Source organism: Amycolatopsis marina (assembly GCF_900111885.1).
Classification (GTDB): Bacteria; Actinomycetota; Actinomycetes; order Mycobacteriales; family Pseudonocardiaceae; genus Amycolatopsis; species Amycolatopsis marina.
Genome location: NZ_FOKG01000030.1, coordinates 34,202 through 54,833, shown reverse-complemented (window position 1 = coordinate 54,833; position 20,632 = coordinate 34,202). Strand labels below are relative to the sequence as shown.

The 20,632-nt window shown below is 68.8% G+C and carries 26 protein-coding genes and 1 pseudogene; 13 read left to right on the top strand and 14 right to left on the bottom strand.

Features of this window, described 5'->3' with window-relative positions:
- Window positions 1–149: 149 nt before the first annotated feature.
- The 3 genes from BM199_RS30435 to moaA form a co-directional block, all read right to left on the bottom strand.
- Entirely contained in the window at window positions 150–803 is a 654-nt protein-coding gene (locus BM199_RS30435; protein ID WP_091679004.1) for a transglycosylase family protein, read from the bottom strand.
- Window positions 804–1,418: 615 nt separating this feature from the next.
- Complete coding sequence (locus tag BM199_RS34770) at window positions 1,419–1,664, bottom strand: MoaD/ThiS family protein (RefSeq protein ID WP_245788929.1); 246 nt, start codon at window positions 1,662–1,664, stop codon at window positions 1,419–1,421.
- Between the two features lie 146 nt (window positions 1,665–1,810).
- Window positions 1,811–2,875, bottom strand: coding sequence for a GTP 3',8-cyclase MoaA (moaA, locus tag BM199_RS30425; RefSeq protein WP_091678998.1), 1,065 nt, complete (start codon window positions 2,873–2,875; stop codon window positions 1,811–1,813).
- Between the two features lie 159 nt (window positions 2,876–3,034).
- Between moaA and BM199_RS30420 the strand changes: the two genes are divergently transcribed.
- The 7 genes from BM199_RS30420 to BM199_RS30390 all read left to right on the top strand — a co-directional run bounded on the left by BM199_RS30420 (window position 3,035) and on the right by BM199_RS30390 (window position 8,603).
- Window positions 3,035–3,436, top strand: a complete 402-nt coding sequence (locus BM199_RS30420) for a TOBE domain-containing protein (protein WP_091678995.1) — start codon at window positions 3,035–3,037, stop codon at window positions 3,434–3,436.
- A gap of 8 nt (window positions 3,437–3,444) precedes the next feature.
- A complete protein-coding gene (modA, locus tag BM199_RS30415) occupies window positions 3,445–4,182 on the top strand; it encodes a molybdate ABC transporter substrate-binding protein (RefSeq protein ID WP_245788923.1) in 738 nt (245 codons plus the stop codon).
- A complete protein-coding gene (locus BM199_RS30410; protein WP_091678991.1) occupies window positions 4,169–4,996 on the top strand; it encodes an ABC transporter permease in 828 nt (275 codons plus the stop codon). Before modA ends, BM199_RS30410 begins: the two co-directional genes overlap by 14 nt.
- Window positions 4,993–6,096: a sulfate/molybdate ABC transporter ATP-binding protein gene (locus BM199_RS30405; RefSeq protein WP_091678988.1), complete on the top strand. Its 1,104-nt coding sequence runs from the start codon at window positions 4,993–4,995 to the stop codon at window positions 6,094–6,096. The genes BM199_RS30410 and BM199_RS30405 overlap by 4 nt, the downstream gene beginning before the upstream one ends.
- Before the next feature lie 57 nt (window positions 6,097–6,153).
- Entirely contained in the window at window positions 6,154–6,948 is a 795-nt protein-coding gene (locus tag BM199_RS30400; protein WP_091678985.1) for an HAD-IIA family hydrolase, read from the top strand.
- A 106-nt stretch (window positions 6,949–7,054) separates the two neighbouring features.
- Window positions 7,055–7,867 (top strand): metallophosphoesterase, encoded by an 813-nt coding sequence (locus tag BM199_RS30395; protein WP_425425620.1) that lies wholly within the window; start codon window positions 7,055–7,057, stop codon window positions 7,865–7,867.
- A 166-nt stretch (window positions 7,868–8,033) separates the two neighbouring features.
- On the top strand, window positions 8,034–8,603 hold the full coding sequence (locus BM199_RS30390) for a snapalysin family zinc-dependent metalloprotease (protein ID WP_091678982.1): 570 nt from the start codon (window positions 8,034–8,036) through the stop codon (window positions 8,601–8,603).
- Here the strand turns inward: BM199_RS30390 and BM199_RS30385 are convergent.
- Window positions 8,593–9,441 (bottom strand): SDR family oxidoreductase, encoded by an 849-nt coding sequence (locus BM199_RS30385; protein WP_091678980.1) that lies wholly within the window; start codon window positions 9,439–9,441, stop codon window positions 8,593–8,595. The two genes, BM199_RS30390 and BM199_RS30385, sit on opposite strands and share 11 nt — an antisense overlap.
- A 136-nt stretch (window positions 9,442–9,577) precedes the next feature.
- On the opposite strand from BM199_RS30385, the gene BM199_RS30380 reads away from it, so the two are divergent.
- Entirely contained in the window at window positions 9,578–10,006 is a 429-nt protein-coding gene (locus BM199_RS30380) for a winged helix-turn-helix transcriptional regulator (RefSeq protein ID WP_091678977.1), read from the top strand.
- Between the two features lie 22 nt (window positions 10,007–10,028).
- Here the strand turns inward: BM199_RS30380 and BM199_RS30375 are convergent, their stop codons facing one another.
- Both BM199_RS30375 and BM199_RS30370 read right to left on the bottom strand, forming a co-directional pair.
- Entirely contained in the window at window positions 10,029–10,400 is a 372-nt protein-coding gene (locus BM199_RS30375) for a YccF domain-containing protein (RefSeq protein WP_091678975.1), read from the bottom strand.
- 156 nt (window positions 10,401–10,556) lie between these two features.
- Window positions 10,557–11,342, bottom strand: a complete 786-nt coding sequence (locus BM199_RS30370) for a PhzF family phenazine biosynthesis protein (protein ID WP_091678972.1) — start codon at window positions 11,340–11,342, stop codon at window positions 10,557–10,559.
- Between the two features lie 117 nt (window positions 11,343–11,459).
- Between BM199_RS30370 and BM199_RS30365 the strand changes: the two genes are divergently transcribed.
- A complete protein-coding gene (locus tag BM199_RS30365) occupies window positions 11,460–13,121 on the top strand; it encodes an AMP-binding protein (RefSeq protein ID WP_091679042.1) in 1,662 nt (553 codons plus the stop codon).
- Between the two features lie 11 nt (window positions 13,122–13,132).
- Here BM199_RS30365 and BM199_RS30360 read toward each other — a convergent pair whose 3' ends face one another.
- A complete protein-coding gene (locus BM199_RS30360; RefSeq protein ID WP_091678969.1) occupies window positions 13,133–13,771 on the bottom strand; it encodes a response regulator transcription factor in 639 nt (212 codons plus the stop codon).
- A 99-nt stretch (window positions 13,772–13,870) separates the two neighbouring features.
- On the opposite strand from BM199_RS30360, the gene BM199_RS30355 reads away from it, so the two are divergent.
- Entirely contained in the window at window positions 13,871–14,737 is an 867-nt protein-coding gene (locus BM199_RS30355; RefSeq protein WP_091678966.1) for an oxidoreductase, read from the top strand.
- 4 nt (window positions 14,738–14,741) lie between these two features.
- Here the strand turns inward: BM199_RS30355 and BM199_RS30350 are convergent, their stop codons facing one another.
- Window positions 14,742–15,320 carry a TetR family transcriptional regulator gene (locus BM199_RS30350; RefSeq protein ID WP_091679040.1) on the bottom strand — a complete coding sequence of 193 codons (579 nt, stop codon included), beginning with the start codon at window positions 15,318–15,320 and terminating at the stop codon, window positions 14,742–14,744.
- Between the two features lie 64 nt (window positions 15,321–15,384).
- Between BM199_RS30350 and BM199_RS30345 the strand changes: the two genes are divergently transcribed.
- Window positions 15,385–15,849 carry a pyridoxamine 5'-phosphate oxidase family protein gene (locus BM199_RS30345; protein WP_091678964.1) on the top strand — a complete coding sequence of 155 codons (465 nt, stop codon included), beginning with the start codon at window positions 15,385–15,387 and terminating at the stop codon, window positions 15,847–15,849.
- Window positions 15,850–15,865: 16 nt separating this feature from the next.
- Here the strand turns inward: BM199_RS30345 and BM199_RS35120 are convergent, their stop codons facing one another.
- The 4 genes and pseudogenes from BM199_RS35120 to BM199_RS30330 form a co-directional block, all read right to left on the bottom strand.
- The gene (locus tag BM199_RS35120) at window positions 15,866–16,456 is read right to left on the bottom strand and encodes an NAD-binding protein (protein ID WP_342741748.1); all 591 of its coding nucleotides are present in this window, start codon (window positions 16,454–16,456) and stop codon (window positions 15,866–15,868) included.
- 191 nt (window positions 16,457–16,647) lie between these two features.
- Window positions 16,648–16,788 (bottom strand): annotated as a pseudogene (locus tag BM199_RS35115) (ion channel); the annotation flags it as partial.
- A 175-nt stretch (window positions 16,789–16,963) separates the two neighbouring features.
- Window positions 16,964–17,926, bottom strand: coding sequence for a R2-like ligand-binding oxidase (locus BM199_RS30335; protein WP_091678961.1), 963 nt, complete (start codon window positions 17,924–17,926; stop codon window positions 16,964–16,966).
- A complete protein-coding gene (locus tag BM199_RS30330; RefSeq protein WP_091678960.1) occupies window positions 17,923–18,567 on the bottom strand; it encodes a TetR/AcrR family transcriptional regulator in 645 nt (214 codons plus the stop codon). Before BM199_RS30330 ends, BM199_RS30335 begins: the two co-directional genes overlap by 4 nt.
- A gap of 112 nt (window positions 18,568–18,679) precedes the next feature.
- Between BM199_RS30330 and BM199_RS30325 the strand changes: the two genes are divergently transcribed.
- Window positions 18,680–19,351, top strand: coding sequence for an HAD family hydrolase (locus BM199_RS30325; RefSeq protein WP_091678957.1), 672 nt, complete (start codon window positions 18,680–18,682; stop codon window positions 19,349–19,351).
- On the opposite strand, the gene BM199_RS30320 is transcribed toward BM199_RS30325, so the two are convergent.
- On the bottom strand, window positions 19,290–19,508 hold the full coding sequence (locus BM199_RS30320; RefSeq protein WP_091679037.1) for a hypothetical protein: 219 nt from the start codon (window positions 19,506–19,508) through the stop codon (window positions 19,290–19,292). The two genes, BM199_RS30325 and BM199_RS30320, sit on opposite strands and share 62 nt — an antisense overlap.
- Window positions 19,509–19,719: 211 nt before the next feature.
- Here BM199_RS30320 and BM199_RS30315 point away from each other — a divergent pair, with 211 nt between their 5' ends.
- Entirely contained in the window at window positions 19,720–20,106 is a 387-nt protein-coding gene (locus BM199_RS30315; protein WP_091678954.1) for a cold-shock protein, read from the top strand.
- A 25-nt stretch (window positions 20,107–20,131) separates the two neighbouring features.
- On the opposite strand, the gene BM199_RS30310 is transcribed toward BM199_RS30315, so the two are convergent.
- On the bottom strand, window positions 20,132–20,632 hold the full coding sequence (locus tag BM199_RS30310) for a DUF2771 family protein (protein WP_091678951.1): 501 nt from the start codon (window positions 20,630–20,632) through the stop codon (window positions 20,132–20,134).

The following is a 20,632-nucleotide window of genomic DNA, read 5'->3' as shown; positions in this document are numbered from 1 at the left end:
GCCGAGTTTGCAGTTTTGGCGTTCGAGTTCGCAGTTCCGAGACGAGGACACCTCCGGAACTGCCAAGTCGGCGGTCGGAAGTGTCAGGTCGAAGGGCCCCACCGCCCGGGGGATATGCGGTGGGGCCTTTCGCCTCGGCTAGCCGAAAATCACTTGGTGGCGATCTTCTGGCCGACCACGATGAAGTCCGGGTTCGAGATGAACTCGGAGTTGAGCTCGTGCAGCTTCTGGTAGCCGCCCTTGACGTCCAGCTCCTTGGCGATCTTGGTCAGCGTGTCGCCTGCCTCGACGGTGTAGTCACCATCGGGGTTGGACTTCGCCGTGCCGGTCAGCGCCGGAGCAACCTGCTTCTTCGGGGCGGGAGCGCTCTGCTCCTGCTTGGCGGGCGCGCTGCTGCGGGACTCCACCTTGGCGGAACCCTGGGTGTTCGTGCCCTGGTAGCTACCGGAGGCACCGGCCTTTTGGCCACACACCGGCCATGCGCCGATGCCCTGGCCCTGCAGCACGTTCTCGGCGACGCGGATCTGCTCGGCGCGCGAGGCGTTGTGCGGCGCGCCAGTGCCGCCGTACGCCCGCCAGGTGCTGTCCTTGAACTGGAGCCCGCCGGAGTAGCCGTTACCGGTGTTGATGCTCCAGTTGCCGCCACTCTCGCACTGGGCGACGGCGTCCCAGTTGACGTCGGATGCCTGCGCGGGGGTCGCAGCGATCGCCAGCGGGGCACCTACCGCCAGGCCCGCGACAGCCACGCGAGCGATGTGACGGGAGGCGGCGGAGGTCTTGCGGTGTTTGCCACGGTAAGTCATTGCGACTCGATCTCATCTTCCGCGCCTGCGAATCACGCTGAGGTCAGGTCGGGACCTGGCCGGGCCGTTCGTTCTGGCCCGCCGACGGCTCCGATGCACGCACCGGCTCCGTCCCTCGTGCCCCTGTCCGGAAGTTTTCTTTCGCTCGGGGTTTGGGTCCGGGATTCCGTCGGACAGGGCACGGCGCCACGGGATCCCGGTCTTGCTCTGGTCGGTCGGGGCCAACCGAGAAGCGACGGTACGTAACGACGAGCGTGATCGGAAATTATTCTGGACGTGTCCTACGTCACAGTAACGGCACGCAACCTATAACGATCCTGCACTTTTCGCAGGTCAGCGCGCCGTTATCTGGCCGTTTCCTAGTCGAGATCTTTCACCCATTGTGAGGTCTGGGTCACGTCGTTTTGGTGCGACTGGTCCGTTCGCGTACTACCTTCGGAGCGTGGATTCTGGGCCGGAGAAGGGGTACGGGCCGCGGTGGCGGACGGTCTTGGCAAGATCGACTCTGGTCACTGTGAGCTACGTGAGCGTCCGCGAGGTGAACGCCACGCCGAGGTCGGTTCACCAACTCGCGAACGTTCGCCGCTGCTGTCCCGCCGCTCTCGACCCCGTTTTTCAGCCACCCGCGAACGGGGGCAGGACGTCGAGTTCCCCGCCGTCCGGCAGTGGCCTCGCCGTGTCGCGAACCGCGACACCGTCCAGCAGGAAGCCCGCGGCCGCCAGGATGCGGGGCAGCTGCTCCGGGTGGCGTTCGCGCAGTGCGGTCACCGCGTCCGCCACGGTCGCACCGTGCGGCAGCCGCACGGTCTCCTCCTCCACGCCTGCCGCCGCTCGTGCCGAGGCGAAGTAGCGGACGAGCAGGGTGGTGCCGCCGTCGTTCTCGGTCCGGGTGGCCCAAGTCGCCGCCGAACCCGCGGAACCGCACTCTGCCCCTTGCCGCACTCGCCGGTCGGCTGCATATCGCTCAGCGCCATGCCCGACTCGCACCCGGTTCCGGTCGCTCATACTCAGCCGCCGATCGCGCTCATCGGCCGAATCGGCTGTGCGAAACCGGATTCGTTGATCTCGTGCCCCGGCAGCTTGGCCCACATGGTGTCCCGCCAGGCCTTGGCGATGTCCTCGTCGGTCGCACCGGTGCGCAGCAGTCGCCGCAGATCGGTCTCATCAGTACTGAACAGACACGAGCGGATGGCTCCGTCCGCGGTGAGGCGCGTGCGCTCGCAGGCCGCACAGAACGGCCGGGTCACCGAAGCGATCACCCCGACCTCGCCGGGGCCACCGTTGACCAGCCAGCGCTCGGCGGGTGCGCCGCCACGTTCCTCGCGGCTCGGTTCCAGGGTGTACTCGGCCCGCAGCAGTTCGAGGATCTCCTCGGCCGTGATCATCTCGCCACGGTTCCAGCCGTGCTGGGCGTCCAGCGGCATCTGCTCGATGAACCGCAGGTGGTAGCCGTTGTCGAGGCAGTAGCCCAGCAGTGGGGCGGCCTCGTGTTCGTTGAGTCCGCGGATCAGCACCGCGTTGATCTTCACCGGGCTCAGTCCCGCCTCCTTCGCGGCCGCGAGGCCGCTCAGGACGTGTGGCAGCCGGTCGCGCCGGGTGATCCGCTCGAAGGTGCCCGGGTCGATGGAGTCGAGGGAGACGTTGATCCGATCGAGCCCGGCCGCGGCCAGTCCCGCCGCCCGCTTGGCAAGGCCGATGGCGTTGGTCGTCATCGACAGCCGGGGTCGGGGCCGCAGTGCCGCGACCTCGGCCACCAGGCGTTCCAGGCCGGCGCGCAGCAGCGGTTCGCCGCCGGTGAGACGGATGTCGGTGATGCCGAGCCGCTCGACGGCCACGCGCAGCAGCCGGATCAGTTCGTCGTCGGACAGCACCTCGTCGCCGGGCATCCACTCGAGCCCGTCCTCCGGCATACAGTAGGTACACCGCAGGTTGCACTTGTCCGTCAGCGAGACGCGCAGGTCGGTGGCCACACGGCCGTATGTGTCCACGAGCGCGGGATTTTCGGGCCGGGTCTTGTCGCTGGTCGGCCCTTTGCCGGGAATCCGGGGCACACCGAGATCAACCGCTGTCATCTTTGTCAGCCTAATGCCGGATACAGCCCAAGGGCAGTGTTGCCGACCAGTGGCTGGGAACGTATCCGCGCCGAGATTTTCACGCACTGCTCGCAGAGGCAGCAGATGCGACAGGAACAACGGTAGTAATTCCGCATCTGCGGAGATAATCTCTCACTCATGCCGCAGTTCCGGTTTTCAGAGGCCGCCCGCCTGCTCGGCGTCAGTGATGACACGGTGCGCAGGCTGGTCCGATCCGGACAGCTGACCGCCCTTACCGACCAGGCTGGGCGGGGCGTCGTTGACGGCGCCGAACTGGCGGCGTTCGCCCGGACCAACGCTGCGGACCCGCATGACCCGTCCGGAATCGGCAGGTCCGCCCGGAACCGGTTCGTCGGTCTGGTGACCGAGGTGGTGGCCGACAAGGTCATGGCGAAGGTCGAGTTGCAGTGCGGGATGCACCGGCTGACCTCGCTGATGAGCTCGGACGCCGTCGACGAACTGGGGCTGCGGCCCGGCGTGCTGGCTGTCGCCGTGGTCAAGGCGACGCACGTCGTGGTCGAGACGCCGGGATCAGTATGAGAAGGGCGATGGCGGCACTGCTTGTTCCCGCGCTGCTCACCACCGCCTGCGGCGCCCTCGCGGACGGCGATCGAGGCGTCCCGTTGAACGTGTTCGCCGCCGCATCGCTGGCCGAGTCGTTCGGCGCGCTGGGGCGGCGGTTCGAGCAGGACAACTCGGACGTCGACGTCCGGTTGAACCTCGCTGGATCGGCCACGCTCGCGCAGCAGATCGTCGAGGGCGCGCCCGCGGACGTCTTCGCCTCGGCGAACGAATCCACCATGGAAACGGTCGTCGCCGCGGGCAGGGCCGCGCGACCCGCCGTCTTCGCGACCAACTCCCTGACCATCGTCGTCCCTGCCGGAAATCCGCGGGACGTCCGATCCCTGGCCGATCTCACCGGCGCTGGGCTCACGGTCGTCGTCTGCGCCCCGGAGGTGCCGTGCGGGACGGCGACCGAGCAGGTGGAGCGAAGCGCGGGTGCAGAGCTGACTCCGGCGAGCGAGGAACAGGACGTCAAGGCGGTGCTGAACAAGGTCGTCGCGGGCGAGGCCGACGCGGGGCTGGTCTATGTCACCGACGCGACCGCCGCGGCGGGCAAGGTCGACTCGGTCGCGATCACGGAGGCCGCTGCCGCGGTCAACAGCTATCCGATCGCGGCGGTGGAAGGGTCCGCGCAGGCGGAGGCGGCCCGGCGCTTCGTCGACTTCGTCCTCGGCAGCGCGGGTCGCGAGGAACTGGGCAGGGCGGGCTTTGGCACGCCGTGACGCCCGGGTGCGCGCGGGCGTTCCCCGGGTGCTCTGGATTCCGGCCGTACTGGCGCTCGCGCTGGTGCTCCTGCCGGTGGCAGGCCTTGTCGTCCGGACCGACCTGGCCCGGTTGCCTCGGCTGATCGCGGCACCTGCCGCACTGCGGGCCCTCGAACTGTCGCTGACCACCGCCGCGATGTCGACGGTGGCGTGCGTGCTGCTCGGTGTGCCACTCGCGGTCGTGCTCGCCAGGACGCGGGTGCGCGGGGTCAGGGTGTTGCGTGCGGTGGTGTTGCTGCCGCTGGTGCTGCCGCCGGTGGTCGGTGGTCTCGCGCTGTTGTACCTGCTGGGCCGCAACGGCTTCCTCGGCTATGTCCTGGATGTGACGGCCGGCGTCCGCGTGCCCTTCACCACGGCGGCGGTCGTGATCGCGCAGACCTTCGTCGCGATGCCGTTCCTCGTGGTGAGCCTGGAAGGCGCGCTGCGTGGCGGCGGAGACTCCTACGAACGCGTCGCGGCGACCCTGGGAGCCCGGCCGTGGACGGTCTTCCGCCGGGTGACCGTGCCGCTGCTGCTTCCCGCGCTCGGCTCTGGTGTTGTCCTCAGCTTTGCCAGGGCACTCGGCGAGTTCGGCGCCACGATCACCTTTGCCGGGAGTCTGGAGGGGGTCACCCGCACCCTGCCCCTCGAGGTATACGCGCAGTCGCAGGCCGATGTGGACAGTGCGATCGCGCTGTCGCTGTTGCTGATCGTGGTGGCCGTACTGGTGATCGCGATCGCCCGGCCGAGGGCGCTGGAGGGTGCGTACGCGAGTGGGGGAGGCGGCAGGTGAACGCCGTGCACGCGGAGCTGGTGTTGCGCCAGGGTGACTTCCGGTTGGACGTCGCCTTCGACATCCCCGCCGGTTCGGTGCTGGCGATCCTCGGCCCCAACGGTTCGGGCAAGTCCACCGTGCTCGGCTGCCTTGCCGGGCTGCTTTCGCCGGACCGCGGATCGATCGTGGTAGACGGCCGGGCGCTGACCGATGTGCACCGGCGGGTGCTGGTGCCACCGGAGGCGAGGAAGGTCGGCCTGCTGGCGCAAGATCCGCTGCTCTTCCCGCATCTGTCCGTACTGGACAACGTGGCTTTCGCTCCGCGGTCCCTCGGCGCGTCCAGGGCCGTGGCGCGGGAGCGAGCCGTGCGATGGTTGTCCGAAGTGGACGCGGAAGACCTCGCAGGCCGGCGACCTGCCCAGCTCTCCGGCGGCCAGGCGCAACGAGTGGCGGTCGCAAGGGCACTCGCCGGTGACCCCGGACTGTTGCTGCTGGACGAACCGCTGGCCGCGCTGGACGTCGACGCGGCGCCCGCGATCCGCGGCCTGCTGCGCAGGGTGCTGCGCTCACCAGGAGCCGCACCCGCCGCGGTGCTCGTGACGCACGATCCGCTGGACGCGTTGTCGCTCGCCGACCAGGTGGTGGTGCTCGCCGAAGGCCGGATCGTGGAACAGGGCGCCACGCGTGACGTGCTCTCCGCGCCGCGTACACCGTTCACCGCGCGAATCGCCGGGGTCAACCTCGTCGGCGGCATCGCCACCGCGGGCGGCCTGCGCACCGAGGGCGGAGAGGTGATCAGTGGCCTGCCCGCGGACGATGTGGTGGTGGGAGAACCTGCGGTCGCCGTGTTCGCCCCCGCGGCGGTGGCGGTCTATCCGGCCGGTGCGGCCGTGACTGGCAGCCCGCGGAACGCGGCGAAGGCCACCGTCGCCACCGTGGCGCCGCACGGCGATCTGGTCCGGCTGCACACCGGCGGGGACGGGCAGTGGGCTGCCGGTCTCACCGCCGATCTCACCCCTGCGGCGGTCGCCGAGCTGGCACTCGAACCGGGCAGCGAGGTTCGGTTGGTGGTCAAGACCACGATGGTGCGAGTGCATCCGGTCCGGTCCGCAGGGTAGGCCCGCGGCCGCGCCGGACGGGTTCGGCGCTCTGGCGAAACAGCTACGCTCGGGGCCATGAGCGAGCCGCAGTGGAACTACCTGACCGATATGGACGGCGTGCTGGTGCACGAGGAGCACCTGGTGCCGCGGGCGGACGAGTTTCTCGCCGAGTTGCGTTCGAACGGAATCAGGTTTCTGGTGTTGACCAACAACTCCATCTACACCCCACGCGATCTGCGGGCCAGGTTGCAGCGGACCGGCCTCGACGTGCCGGAGGAGTCGATCTGGACCTCCGCGCTGGCCACGGCGAAGTTCCTGGACACCCAGCGGCCGAACGGGTCGGCCTTCGTCATCGGTGAGGCCGGGTTGACCACCGCGCTGCACGAGGCGGGTTACGTCCTCACCGACCGCGACCCGGACTATGTCGTCCTCGGCGAGACCAGGACCTACAGCTTCACCGCGATCACCAAGGCGATCCGCCTGATCGAGGCGGGAGCCAAGTTCATCGCGACCAATCCCGACGCCACCGGCCCCAGTCTGGAGGGCTCGCTGCCCGCCACCGGGTCCATCGCCGCACTGATCGAACGGGCGACCGGGCGGCAGCCCTACTACGTCGGCAAGCCGAATCCGCTGATGATGCGTTCGGCACTGCGCTCGCTCGGCGCCCATTCGGAGCACACCCTGATGATCGGTGACCGGATGGACACCGACATCCACTCCGGGATCGAGGCCGGACTGCAGACGATTCTCGTGCTCACCGGGATCTCCACCAGGGAGTCCGCCGAGCGCTACCCGTACCGGCCGACGCTGGTGGTCGACTCCGTCTCCGACCTGCTCGGGCGCACCACGGACCCGTTCAAGGCGGGCTGACCCGACCGGCTCCTGAGCTGGGGCTTATCGTCGGGGGGTGAGTGAGGAGCAGCAGTCCGGCGACGAGGCCGTGGCCGAACACGGCGCCGACGGCACTGACGGCGCTGTGCCTCCCGACGACAATGTGCCCACCTTCGTGGTCGGTGATGTGCACGGGCACCGGGACGAGCTGGCCGACGCGCTGCGCGAGCACGGCCTGCTGGACGAGGACGACGACTGGGCAGGCGGCGAATCGCACCTGTGGTTCCTCGGGGACTTCGTGGACCGGGGCCCGGACGGCATCGGCGCCATCGACCTGGTGATGCGGCTGCAGCAGCAGGCCGAGCAGGCGGGTGGTCTCGTGCAGACACTGCTCGGCAACCACGAGATCCTGTTGCTCGGGATGTATCACTTCGGCGACACCGACGTGCCGTCCGACTTCGGCCCGCGTAGCTTCGCGCGCAGCTGGGAGATCAACGGCGGGCAGCTGTCCGATCTGGACCGGCTCAACGACGACCACGTGGAGTGGCTCTCCACAAGGCCGCTGATCGCGCACGCCGCGGACCACCTGCTGATGCATTCGGACACCCTGGAGTACCTCGACTGGGGCGGCGACCCCGAGGAGATCAACGAGACGGTCCGGGAGATTCTGGCCAGTGACGACCTCGTCCAGTGGTGGGAGGTCTGGCGGCGGATGACCACGCGGTACGTGTTCCGCGGCCCGAGCGGCCCAGCGGTTGCCTCGGCGCTGCTCACGCGCTTCGGTGGCACGCGCATCGTGCACGGCCACAGCGTCATCGCCGACCAGCTCGGCATCCACCCCACGCAGATCGAGGAGCCGTACCTCTATGCCGGCGGCCAGGTGCTCGGCATCGACGGCGGTCTCTTCGCGGGCGGCCCCTGCCTGGTGATCCGCCTGCCCTGGTCGCCGACCGACTGAGCGACCGCGGCGCGACTTTCGTCGGTGGCCGTTAACACCCGGGGCGGGACTGAGCAGGGTACTCGTGGTTCGTAACCGTTATCTGTGAATTCTTCACCGTTGAGGCACTCGTGTGGGGCTGGCTAACTTCGCCGACACACGACAGTCCCCATGTGAGGAGTTCGACGTGTCCCGAAAGTTGTTCGCAGCGCTCGCGCTGCTGTTCTCCCTTGGCCTCGCCCAACTGGTCGGCGGTCCGGTCGCCGCCGCGACAGCGTCCGAACCCGGAGCGGCGCAGGTTCGGACGCTGTACTACGACTCCAGTGGTGCGGCGGAGTTCGTCAGCGCCGTGGACGCGGGCGCCCGTGTGTGGAACGAGAGCGTCAGCAACGTCCGTCTGGTGAAGGGGCAGCCAGCCTCCATCATCATCCGTGCCGACAACGGCTGGCCGAGGGCGTATGTCCAACGGCTCGGCCAGGGCACCATCTACATGGGCAGGCAGGCCGTGCGGGAAGGCCACGACGTCATTCGGATCGCGGCGCACGAACTGGGACACATCCTGGGACTGCCAGACCGGCGGACCGGACTGTGCAGGGACCTCATGTCCGGCGCCAGCGCGGGCACGAGCTGCAAGAACCCCAATCCGAACGCCGCCGAGATCGCGGAGGTCGAGTCGAACTTCGGCCGGAACCTGCGCAGTGCCGAGTCCTACGCCGGTGTCTTCGCCGAGGGCGGACCCGCACGCGTCAGCCGGTAGCAAGCAGTTCGCGCACGGTCTCGGGCATCGGCGTGGTGGCCCTGCCGATCAGCTTGCACAGCTCACCCGAGGTCTCCGCCAGCAGGCCGCGTGCGATGTCGCCGTCGAGCGACACCAGCAGTTCCACCACGGGGGCGGGCAGTCCGGCAGCTGTCAGCGCCGCACGGTGCTCGTCGGCGGGGAGGTCCCGGTAGGCGACCTCTCCGCCGGTGACCGCGGCGATCTCGGCCGCCAGGTCCTGGTAGCTCCACGACACGTCCCCGGAAAGCTCGTAGGTCCGTCCTTCGTGTCCCTGTCCGGTCAGCACGGCCACGGCGGCTTCGGCATAGTCCGCCCTGGTCGCGCTGGCCACCCGGCCGTCACCCGCGCTGCCGATCAGCGCACCGGTCTTCGCGGCCTGTGCGATCGAGTCGGCGTAGTTCTCGGTGTACCAGCCGTTGCGCAGGATGGTGAAGGCCAGGCCGGACTCGCGGATGATCTCCTCGGTGGCCTTGTGCTCGGGCGCGAGCACCAGCGGGCTGGTGTCGGCCTGCGGAGCACTCGTGTACACCACTCGGCGCACGCCTGCCGTCGCTGCGGCCCGCACGACGGCGGCGTGCTGGGCGATGCGCTTGCCGATCTCGCTGCCGGAGACCAGGAGCACGGTCTCGGCGCCCGCGAAGGCGGAGACCAGAGTGTCCGGGCGGTCGTAGTCCGCCTCGCGGACCTCGGCGCCCAGGCCGGCCGCGGCGGCCGGGGTGCGAGCCGCAGCGACCACCTGGTCCGCGGGCAGTGTTTTCAGCAGGCCCTGGACAACGAGTTTGCCCAGCTGGCCGGTGGCGCCGGTGACAACGATCATGAGTCGCTCCTCGGAGAAGTCGGAGGCGGCGGAACCCCGCCACTTCCTCCGAGTTTGTACTAACTAATCGAAAGTGCAAACCGTTGGTGAGCGCAAACACGATCCGCTGGGTCGTCCGCGGGGTATCGTCGATGTCATGAGCGTGCGGGTGTCCGAGGTGCCGGAGCAGGTTCCGGAGCCGAAGAGCGACGAACACGACCGTGTCGTGTTCGACGTGTTCGCGCGGCGCTGCCCCTCCCGCAGCGCACTGGAACACGTCACGGGCAGGTGGGGCGTGCTCGCGCTCGCGGCCCTGCTCGAGGGCAGCTTCCGCTTCAACGCACTGCGCCGCAGGGTGGACGGCATCAGCGAGAAGATGCTGGCGCAGACCCTGCAGGCGCTGGAACGGGACGGCTTCGTCATCCGGGACGCGCAGCCGACCATCCCACCGCGTGTGGAGTACAGCCTGTCGCCTGCCGGTCGCGAGGTCGCGGTCAAGCTGATGGACCTGGTCGAGTTGACGGCGGACAAGATGCCCGAGGTGCTCGAAGCCAGGCAGCGCTACGACGCGGAGAAGTCGCTGTAATCCCGGAGTTCGTTTCTCCCGCTCAGACCGGGACGATCTCCCTGCCCAGCGGCACCAATGACACCGGGATCATCTTGAAGTTGGCGATACCGAGCGGGATGCCGATGATCGTGAGGCACAGCGCGATGCCGGTGATCACGTGCCCGATCGCGAGCCAGATACCCGCGACGAGGATCCAGACGATGTTGCCGAGCACCGAAGGCGCACCCGCACCGGGACGGTCGACGATCGTGCGGCCGAAGGGCCACAGGGCATAGTTGGCGATCCGGAAGGCGGCCAGCCCGAACGGGATCGTGACGATCAGGATGCAGCAGATGACGCCTGCGACGGCGTAGCCGATGGCCATCCACAGCCCGCAGAGCACCAGCCAGATGACGTTCAGGATCGCGTTCATGCCGCCATTCTCCCCGCGCGTGGCACCTTCCCGCGAAGGTGCCGGAGCGCAGGTGCTCGCACTCTCCCGCAAGAGTGCCGGAGGGCAAGCGCGGGGCCAGGGACGGGAGTTTTCGGAGTCGCACTTTCCCGGGAAAGTGCGTGGCGCTGGGGGCGCTCAGACGAGCAGGGTGCCCTCGAACACGGTGACCGCGGCCCCGGTCAGCCACACCCGGTCGTCGTCCGGCCGGGCACGGACGATGCCGCCCCGCTGGGAGGCCTGCTCGCCCACCAGTTCCGCCTTCGCGATCTGCTCGGCCCAGAACGGGGCGAGTGTGCAGTGCGCGGACCCGGTCACCGGGTCCTCGTCGATGCCGACGCGCGGGCCGAACACCCGGCTGACGAAGTCGACGTCCTCCCGGTCGCCGGACGCTGTGACGATCAGGCACCTGGCTGCTATTCGCGCGACTGCCCCGATGTCGGGGTCCAGTTCGCGGACCAGCGTGGCGTTGGTGAGCCGTACGAGTACGTCGGACACGCCTCGACCGACGTACTCGATCTCGCCAGGGGAGACACCGGGCAGCGCGGGAGTCACCTCGGCGAGCAGTGCCGGGTCGGCCTTCGGCGGATCGGCCGGAAAGTCCATCCGGACCCCGTCCTCGGCCGCCGTGCACCGCAGCAGCCCGCTGCGAGTGGTGAAGACCTGGTCTCCGCCGAGCACGTGGGCCGTGGCCAGGGTGGCGTGCCCGCACAGGTCGACCTCGGCGGCGGGGGTGAACCAGCGCAGCGGCTTCGGTACCCCGTCGGCCGTGCCGACCTGCACGAACGCCGTCTCCGAATGTTTCAGTTCGGCGGCCACCGCCTGCATCCACTCCGGATCGGCCGGTTCGTCGAGCAGAACCACGCCGGCCGAGTTGCCCGCGAAGGCGCTGCTGGTGAAGGCGTCGACCAGATAGAGGCGCATGAGTCGAGTGTAGTGACCCTCCACTTGCAGATGGCCGAGTTCGCGCGCGGTTCCTACACTCACGGAGGTAGTCGCGTGACCGCCGTCACGCCGGTCTCGATGTTGTTCGGAGGCGATATGCCACAGGCGCCCGCGGTCCCCAGCTACGCCTCGGGGATCTCCGACGTACCGCTGCTCGGCGACACGATCGGTGACAACTTCGACCGGACGGTGGCGGCCTTTCCCGACCGCGACGCCCTGGTCGACCGGGCGTCAGGCGGCAGGTGGAGCTACCGGGAACTCGCGACCGAGGTGGACGCGCTGGCGCTGGGCCTGCTGGCCGCCGGGATCGGCAAGGGTGACCGTGTGGGCATCTGGGCGCCGAACTGTGCCGAGTGGACGTTCACCCAGTACGCCAGCGCCAAGATCGGTGCCATCCTGGTCAACATCAACCCCGCGTACCGTTCACACGAGCTGGAGTTCGTGCTGAACCAGGCCGGTATCCGGCTGTTGATCGCGGCCGAGTCGTTCAAGACATCGGACTACGCGGCCATGATCGAGGAAGTTCGTCCACAGTGCACGAATCTCGAGCGGGTCCTGCTCCTCGGCGGCGAGGACTGGCGGCGGGTGCTGGACGAGGGCAGGGCGGCGGACACCTCGGCGCTCGCCCGCGCGCAGGCGAACCTGAGCGCCGACGACCCGATCAACATCCAGTACACCTCCGGCACCACCGGCTTTCCCAAGGGTGCCACCCTCAGCCACCACAACATCCTGAACAACGGCTTCTTCGTCGGGGAGCTCTGCGGGTACACCGAAGCCGACCGGGTCTGCATCCCGGTTCCCTTCTATCACTGCTTCGGCATGGTGATGGGCAACCTGGCCTGCACCAGCCACGGCAGCTGCATGGTCATTCCGGCGCCTTCGTTCGATCCGACGGCCACTTTGGACGCGGTGGCCGCCGAGCGGTGCACCTCGCTGTACGGGGTGCCGACGATGTTCATCGCCGAGCTCGCCGAACCAGGCTTCGCCGACTACGACCTGAACAGCCTCCGTACCGGCATCATGGCCGGTTCGCCGTGTCCCGTCGAGGTGATGAAGCAGGTCATCGAGCGAATGGGGATGGCGGAGGTGTCGATCTGCTACGGGATGACCGAGACCTCACCGGTCTCCACCCAGACCCGCGCCGACGACTCCGTCGACCGGCGAGTGTCCACTGTGGGCCGAGTTGGCCCGCATATCGAGGTGAAGGTGGTGGATCCGGAGACCGGGCTCACCGTGCCGCGCGGCGAGCCGGGAGAGCTGTGCACCCGTGGCTACTCGGTGATGCTCGGTTACTGGGAACAACCGGACAAGACCGCGGAGGCCATCGACCTGGCCCGCTGGATGCACACGGGTGATCTCGCGGTCATGGACGGTGACGGCTACGTCAACATCACCGGCCGGATCAAGGACATGGTGATCCGCGGCGGGGAGAACCTGTATCCGCGGGAGATCGAAGAGTTCCTCTACACCCACCCGGACATCCTCGACGCCCAGGTGGTCGGGGTGCCGGACGCGAAATACGGCGAGGAACTGATGGCCTGGGTGCGAATGCGCGAGGGTGCGGCGCCGTTGTCGGCGGACAGCCTGCGCGAGTTCTGCCACGGCAAGCTCGCGCACTACAAGATCCCCCGCTACGTGCACGTCGTCGACGAGTTCCCGATGACGGTCACGGGCAAGGTCCGCAAGGTGGAGATGCGGGAGAAGTCGATCGACCTGCTGGGTCTGAACCGGGCAACGGACGCCGCCGACCAGTACTAGCTCCCCTTGACCTACACAAGGCCGAGTTCGCGGGCGCGGGCGCCGGCCTGGAAGCGGGTCCCGGCGCCGAGCACGTCCATCAGTTCCGCCACCCGCCGCCGGTAGGTCCGCACACCGAGGCCGAGCGTGCGGGCCGCCGTCTCGTCCTTGCAGCCCGAGTCCAGCAGTTCCAGTACCCGCGGTGCCAGTGCGCGCAACTCCGCGTGCTGCGCCTCGTAGGTCCGCAGCTCGGTCGCCACTCGCCAGGCGGCGTCGAACAGCGACGTCACCGCCTGGACCACGCCGGGCTGGGAGAGCACGCTGTAGTTGCGCTGGCCGCCTGTGCGATCGCCCGCGAGGATCGCGATCCGGCGGTCGAGGATGATCGTCTCGTTGACCTCGTCCCTGGTTATCCGAATACTTGCTCCCGCCCGCTCGACCTCTCGCACGTGCTGCGCGGTCGACGGGTCGAGCAGCACGCCGGGCCGGTAGAGCTTGCGAATCCGCATTCCCGCCGCACGCTGGTCGGCGCCGGATCGCGGCCTGGTCGCCGCCCAGGTGTACAGGTCGTTGGCCGCGCAGGCGACGTCACGAGCCGTGGCGAACAGGTGCGCGGTTCTGGCGAACAGTTCCTCCTCGCCGTACACGACCGTCAGCTGAGCGGACTCCATGTCTCCCAGTGTCCTCCTCCGGCGGCCTCGGTGGGGAAAGACCGGCAGCAAGTTGCCAAAAACAGCGGGGGACCCATCGTCGCGAGCAGGCTGGATTCCATGACGACACACACCATCACCGCCGCCGCGGCGGGTACCTGGCAGCTCGGCGACCGCACCGTGAACCGGATGGGATTCGGTGCGATGCGCCTGATGTCCGACGCGGACGGCACCCCGAGCGACCGGGACCGGGCGATCGCGGTGCTGCGCAAGGCCGTCGACCTCGGCGTGGACCACATCGACACCGCGGCCTTCTACTTCTCCGAGCTCCGGTCGGCGAACGAGCTGATCAACCACGCGCTCGCCCCGTACCCGGACGATCTGGTGATTGTCACCAAGGTCGGCCCCGGTCGAGGACCTTCCGGTGAGTGGCTGCCGGAAGCCCGGCCGGAGCAGTTGCGTGGCCAGGTCGAGGAGAACCTGCGTCAGCTCGGCCGGGACCAGCTCGACCTGGTGAACCTGCGCATCGGCGAGGGGCTGGAACGTGGGACCGGCTCACTCGCCGAGCGGTTCGGCGCGCTGGCCGAGCTCCGCGAGGCCGGTCTGGTCCGTCATCTCGGCATCTCCAACGTCTCCGCCGAACACCTGACCGAGGCACTGGCCATCGCGCCGGTGGTCAGTGTGCAGAACCAGTACGGCCTGACCGCCCGCAGGGAGGACGATGCGCTGATCGAGCTGTGCGCCGAGCACGGGGTGGCGTTCGTGCCGTTCTTCGCGATCGCTTCCGGCAGTGAGCACAAGGCGGTCACCGATATCGCGGCCGAGCACGACGTCACCCCGGCACAGGTGCGGCTGGCCTGGACGTTGCACCGCGGACCGAACGTGCTGGCGATTCCCGGCACCGGCAGTCCGGCGCACCTCGCCGAGAACATCGCCGCCGCGGCGCTGCGGCTCTCCCCGGACGAGCTGGCGCGGTTGACGGGGTGACCGTCTAGGCATCCGGCCCGCTCCACGCGTCGAGCACGGCGCGGACGTCGCCGCGCAGTCGGTCGCGCAGCTTCCCCGTGGGCGACAGCGCCCAGTCGAGCTGCGTGCCATGCGCCAGCGCGGCGATGATCCGCGCCGCCCGTGCCGGAGGGGGCGCGGAGGGCAGCGCCGCTGCCGCGAGCAGCGAACGCAGGACCGCGCGAACCTCCGCGCGCATCGCCACGAGCCCGTCGCGCAGGTCCGGGTCGCTCATGTCGACTCCCAGCTGCGCCAGGTGGTTCGTCGTGGTAGCCGGATCGTCGACGCCTTCGGCGGCGACCAGGACGGCGGCCAGGATCGCTTCGGCCGGGTCCCGATGGCGATCCGCCGCCGACCGCATCCGCTGCGCGGCACCGGCGCCTCCAGCGGTCATCATCGCGACCAACAGGCCGTGCTTGGAGCCGAACCGCCCGGACACCGTGCCGACCGCGACGCCTGCTTCCGCCGCCACCTGGGCCAGCGTGAAGCCAGGGCCGTACCTGCCGATGGCCCGGCCGCAGGCGGCCATCAGCTCGTCGTCGGAGATCTTGCGCGGACGGCCCATGATGTTATTGAACCACGAATCGGAAACGGGGTAGTATCCGAACCGTCGTTCGGAAAGGAGCAACATGGTCAACTGGCAGGAGATCGAGCGGGACGCGCCGGAGTTCGCCGCCCGGGTGCGTGCGGTGTTCGGCCTCGGCACCCACAAGACCATCGCCACGTTGCGGTCTGATGGTTCACCTCGGATCAGCGGGACGGAACTCGAGTTCTCCGACGGCGAGGTGACGCTCGGGATGATGGGTGGCTCGATGAAGTTGCGCGACGTGCGCCGGGACAACCGGGTCGCCGTGCACAGTCCGACGATCGAGCCGCCAAAGCCGGACGAGCCGGGTACCTGGGCAGGCGACGCGAAGCTGGCAGGTCGGCTGGTCGGGGTGCCCGCACCGCCGGACACCCCGCACGCCGACGCCGGGTTCTTCCGGGTCGACATCGCCGAGGTGGCGCTGACCTACCTCGGCGAGCCGGCCGATCACCTGGCGATCGAGTCCTGGCATCCGGGGCGCGGACACCGTATGCGCACCCGGGCGTGAGTGACCGCCCGCGACACTAGGCGCGCAAAGAGGTTTCGATCTGTTCCGTGCCAAGGCGGTGGGGGGCGACGTAGTAGAGCACGGAGCCGACGGGCAGTTCGGTCTCCCACGCCGGGTTGACCAGCAGTCCCTCGCCGGTTCGCGCGGCGAGGAGGGTCGCACCGTGCTCCTTGCCGAGCCGGGCCTGGCAGTCGCCGACCCGGACCGGGCCGATCGATGCGGGCAGCGGCGCGGAATAGGTGTTCGCGCCGCCGTGGGTCATCAGTTCCGCGTACACCTCGGCGATGCCGGGCGACTGCAGTTCCTCGGTCACCATCCGCGGCGTGTGCCACTGCACACAACGGATCGCGGAGTTGACGTAGGCGATATGCCTGGCGCGGGCGATGTCCCGCAGGGTCACCACCACGTGCGCGTTCTGCCGGACGTGGTCCACGGTCACCGAGATGGCCAGTGCCTCGTTGTCGTCGCGCGCGTCGACAAGCACCGTGGCCGCTCGCTGGACCCCGGCGCGGCGCAGCACGTCGGAGTCGGTCGGCTCACCCCGGACGAACTCGATGTCCCTGTCCGGCATCGGGTGGGAGGTGACCTCGTCCCACGCGCAGACCACCACCCGGCTGCCTCCGTCGGCGAGCAACTCGTCGGCGATGCGTTCGGTGCGCCCGGCGTGTAGCCGATCAAGACGAGATGGTCGGAGGCGTCCACGGTGATCCCGCCCTGCATGCGGCGTCCCTTCGCTTTCTCGAGCACTGCGGCCAGGTTGGTGAAGATGGTGGTCAGGGTGACGATCCCGCCGACGATCACATAGGCGCCGACGACGTGGCCGGCCGCGGTCTCCGGAAAGTGGTCCCCGTAGCCGACCGTGGCGGCCGTGACCACGAAGTACCACCAGTAGTTGGCCGGCGCCACGATGTCACTGTCCACGCCTTCGGCCAGCACCATCAACGGCCAGCTGGTCACGAACAGAACCACGATCACCGCGATCGGCGTGACCCAGCTCCGCAGAAACGTCAGGCGGGCGAGCAGCCTCGCGAGGATGAACGGCACTGATCACTCCCGGATGGACAGAACATGGTCCTGGCCCACCATAGTCGTTGGCGCGCGACCCGCCGCCGGGTCATTCAGCGGCGGCCTCGGCGAAGACCTTCGCGTCCTCCTCGCCGAACGTTTCCTCGAGCTGCTCCGGGGAGTAGTCCAGGTCGATCTTCTCCAGTGCCGCGCCCCTGGCCGACTCGATCGCACCGAGCCTGCGCTGAGCGCGGTCGGCCGCGTACTGGGTGAACTCGTTCGGGTCGATGCCGAACGGGAACTCGTCGAACTGGTCGTTCACCCACTGGATCATGTTCAGTGCGTGCGGCAGCAGCTCGCCCATCCGCTGCTGCACCACTTCCCACAGCGAGTCGTCCGCTGCGATGTGCCGACGGCAGGTGAAGGTGCCCCACGCCATGTGCCTGCGTTCGTCGTCCCCGATCCGGCGGACCAGTTCCTGCATGCCGGGAAGGATGTCGCGTGAGGTGCACACCTTCTGCCAGGCGTAGTAGCCGGTGAGCGCCAGCGACCCCTCGATGACGTGGTTGTAGGTGACGCTCGCCCTGATCTGGTTGATCGGGCTGGGGTCGGATTCCAGCACGCCGAGTGATTCCGGCAGCTCCTCGTAGAAGAGCTTGCGATAGTGCGGGTTCTCGGCGACATAGGGGTGCAGGTCCTCGGTCAGGCCGACGGCGTCCATCCAGCGCCGGAAGACCTCCGTGTGCTTGGCTTCTTCGAAGCAGAACTGCGTCAGGTACATCTCGTCGCCGAGCCTGCCCTCCGCGGCCATCGCCTTCATGAACGGCTGGATGTCCTCGGTCACCGCCTCCTCGCCCGCGATGAACTGCGCGCACAGATAGGTCGCCGAACGCTGCTGCTCGTCGGTCAGGGTGTTCCAGTCCTCGGCGTCCCGGCTGAAGTCGATATCGGCCGGGTTCCAGAACTTCTTGTTTCCCTTGACGAACAGCCGCAGCGGAAACGAGTCCCAGTTCAGTCCCCCGCGCTGCAGAGACTGGAAGCCGGTGCGGTGCGGTGTGGAGGTGGCAGTCATGAACGAGCCCTTCCTGTTGTCCGTGTACTCCGAACCTCGCTGTCCGGAGTGGACGAATAGTGGTGGATGGCCGGAGCGATCACGGCGCAGACGGATGCCGCGGCTTCGGCGGCCGAGTGGGTGGGCAGCACCAGATGACTCAGCGACAACCGGACGACGGTCTCGGCGAGCAGGTCTGCCGAAGCCGCGTCGAGTTCGGGCAGCCGTTCGAGGTAGTGCGCGGCGGCGACCTCGGTGGCCGCCCGCAGGACCGGTTCGCCGCGCGTGGTCAGCAGGGGCAGCAGGTCCTCGCCTGCCTCGGTGCCGAGGGCCGCGGCAGCCAGCCGGTTGTCCCGCGCGTGCTCAACCGTGTAGATCACGGCGAGACGGATGCCCTCGACCAGGTCGTCGGCGCTGGTCAGTCGTTGCCGGATGCCATCGAGAAACTCCGAGGCCGTGCGCAGGGCGACCGCCTGGGCCAGTGCCGACTTGCTGCCGAACTCGTTGTAGACCGTCTGCCTGCTGACGCCGACGCCGGCCGCGACGTCAGCCATCCGCAGGCGGCCGTAGCCGTTGTCGGCGAGCAGTTCGGTGGCAACGTCGAGCAGCTCCTCGCGCAGCGACGCCCTGGCTCGCTGGGAGAACGAAGTGACGTCAGACACAACGCCAGTTTGACATATTGAATAGCGTTGTCAAGCAAATGGACTCAGGTGCCTTCCGTGTACAGCTCGTGGGAGAACGGGCTGAAGAACCGATGCGGCTAACGTGGGGGCGGTGGGGACGACCATCGGTTTCGACCTGGACATGACACTGATCGATCCGCGGCCGGGCATGGTCGCCGCGATGGACGCGCTCGCGGCCGAGACCGGGCTTCCGCTGGACGGTGAGTACTTCGCGGCACATCTCGGCCCACCGCTGGACCACGTGCTGCGGGACTTCGGCGCGCCGGAGGCGGACCTGCCGTGGCTGGTCGCACGGTTCCGGGAGACCTACCCGGAGATCGTGATTCCGCGCACGGTGGCCCTGCCCGGTGCCGAGGACACGATCAAGGCCGTCCGGGCGGCCGGGCATCAGGTCCTGGTGGTGACCGGCAAGTACGGGCCGAACGCCGCCCTGCACCTCGATGCGCTGGGCCTGCGGGTCGACCACCTGGTCGGGGAGTTGTGGGCCGCGGGAAAGGCGAGGGCGCTACGCGATCACGGTGCGGCGGCCTACGTGGGTGATCACCGGGGCGACGTGCTCGGCGCGCTGGCGGCAGGCGTGCTGCCGGTCGGTGTCACCACGGGGCCGTGTCCGCGGGCGGAGTTGCTCGACGCGGGAGCGGAGGTCGTACTGGACTCCCTCGAGGAGTTCCCCGCCTGGCTAGCGGCGAACCCGTTGGCCGCTACGTCTTGGCCGTCGTACTGCCGGAGCCCGGCCGGCGACCCTCGCGGACCAGTGCGATGAGGCCGAGGGCGAGGCCGAGTGGGGTGATGACGCCTGCGGCTGCGCTCAGCCAGACCGGCAGGTCCTGCAAACCTGCGGCGAACATCACGAACACCGCGACGACCGCGACCATGCCGATCGCGAACAGCACTACACCCGTTCGCATCAACGGCGACATCCGTGTGGGCCTGTACTGGTCCTTCGACGAGGCGTCGCGCGCTGCTTGCTCCATACCGACATCGTAATCGGACGGTATCTGCTTCTCATGACGACAGGTGCCGGGATAGGCTTGGTGGACGCGCGTCCTGGGTACGCCCTGGGGCGCGTTCGTCGTGCATGGCCGTGTGGTCATGCAGACTCGGCTGCAGAGTGAAGGAACGGTGAGGGCAGTGCCGACCGGCAAGGTCAAGTGGTACGACGCGGAGAAGGGGTTCGGCTTCGTCACCCAGGAGGGTGGGGAAGACGTCTACATCCGTAAGGCCGCACTACCGCAGGGCGTGGAAGGCCTCAAGGCGGGCCAGCGCCTGGAGTTCGGTGTCGCCGACGGTCGTCGCGGGCCGCAGGCGTTGTCCGTCCGGCTGCTGGATCCGCCGCCGTCGGTCGCCGAGGCGCGCAGGCGTCCGGCCGAGGAGTTGCACGGGCTCATCGAGGACATGATCAAGCTGCTCGAGATGAAGGTGCAGCCCGATCTTCGCCGTGGCCGCTACCCGGACCGCAAGAACATCAAGCGCATCGCCGAGGTGATGCGGGCCGTGGCGCGCGACCTCGACCCCTGATCCGGGTCGGCGCGCCTGCGGCCCCTCAGGCGCCGGGGATCAGCTGCAGGGACCAGACGGCTCGGGCGACGAGCTGGGGGTTTCCCGCCGCGTCGAGCAGCGGGTTGACGTCCTCGTCCGCCGCGTAGGCGGCGCCGAGCTGCTGCACCTCGACGACGAGCAGCTGATCACCGGGCGCGTCGCCGGTCGCCGTGTAGGCATGGCGCGTGCCGGGGGAGAAGAACTCCTGCTTGACGGGCCGCGGTTCGCCGTTCGCGTCCGCGTACTGGACGTTGACCACCCATGGAGCGTCGCTGACCTCGCTGGGAACCGAGATCTGCACGGGCCGCCCGGCCCGTGCCCTCAGCTTGGCCGGGTCACCACCCTGCTCGCACCTGCGGATCAGCACGTCGCAGTGGACCAACGGGCCGGACTCGACCGCCTCGCCGTCGGCGAAGAACGTGACCTCGGGGCCGCCGTCGGGTGCGGAGCAGCCGACCAGTGTCAGTGCGGCGCAGGAGACCAGGACGGCGAGACGGGATCGCAT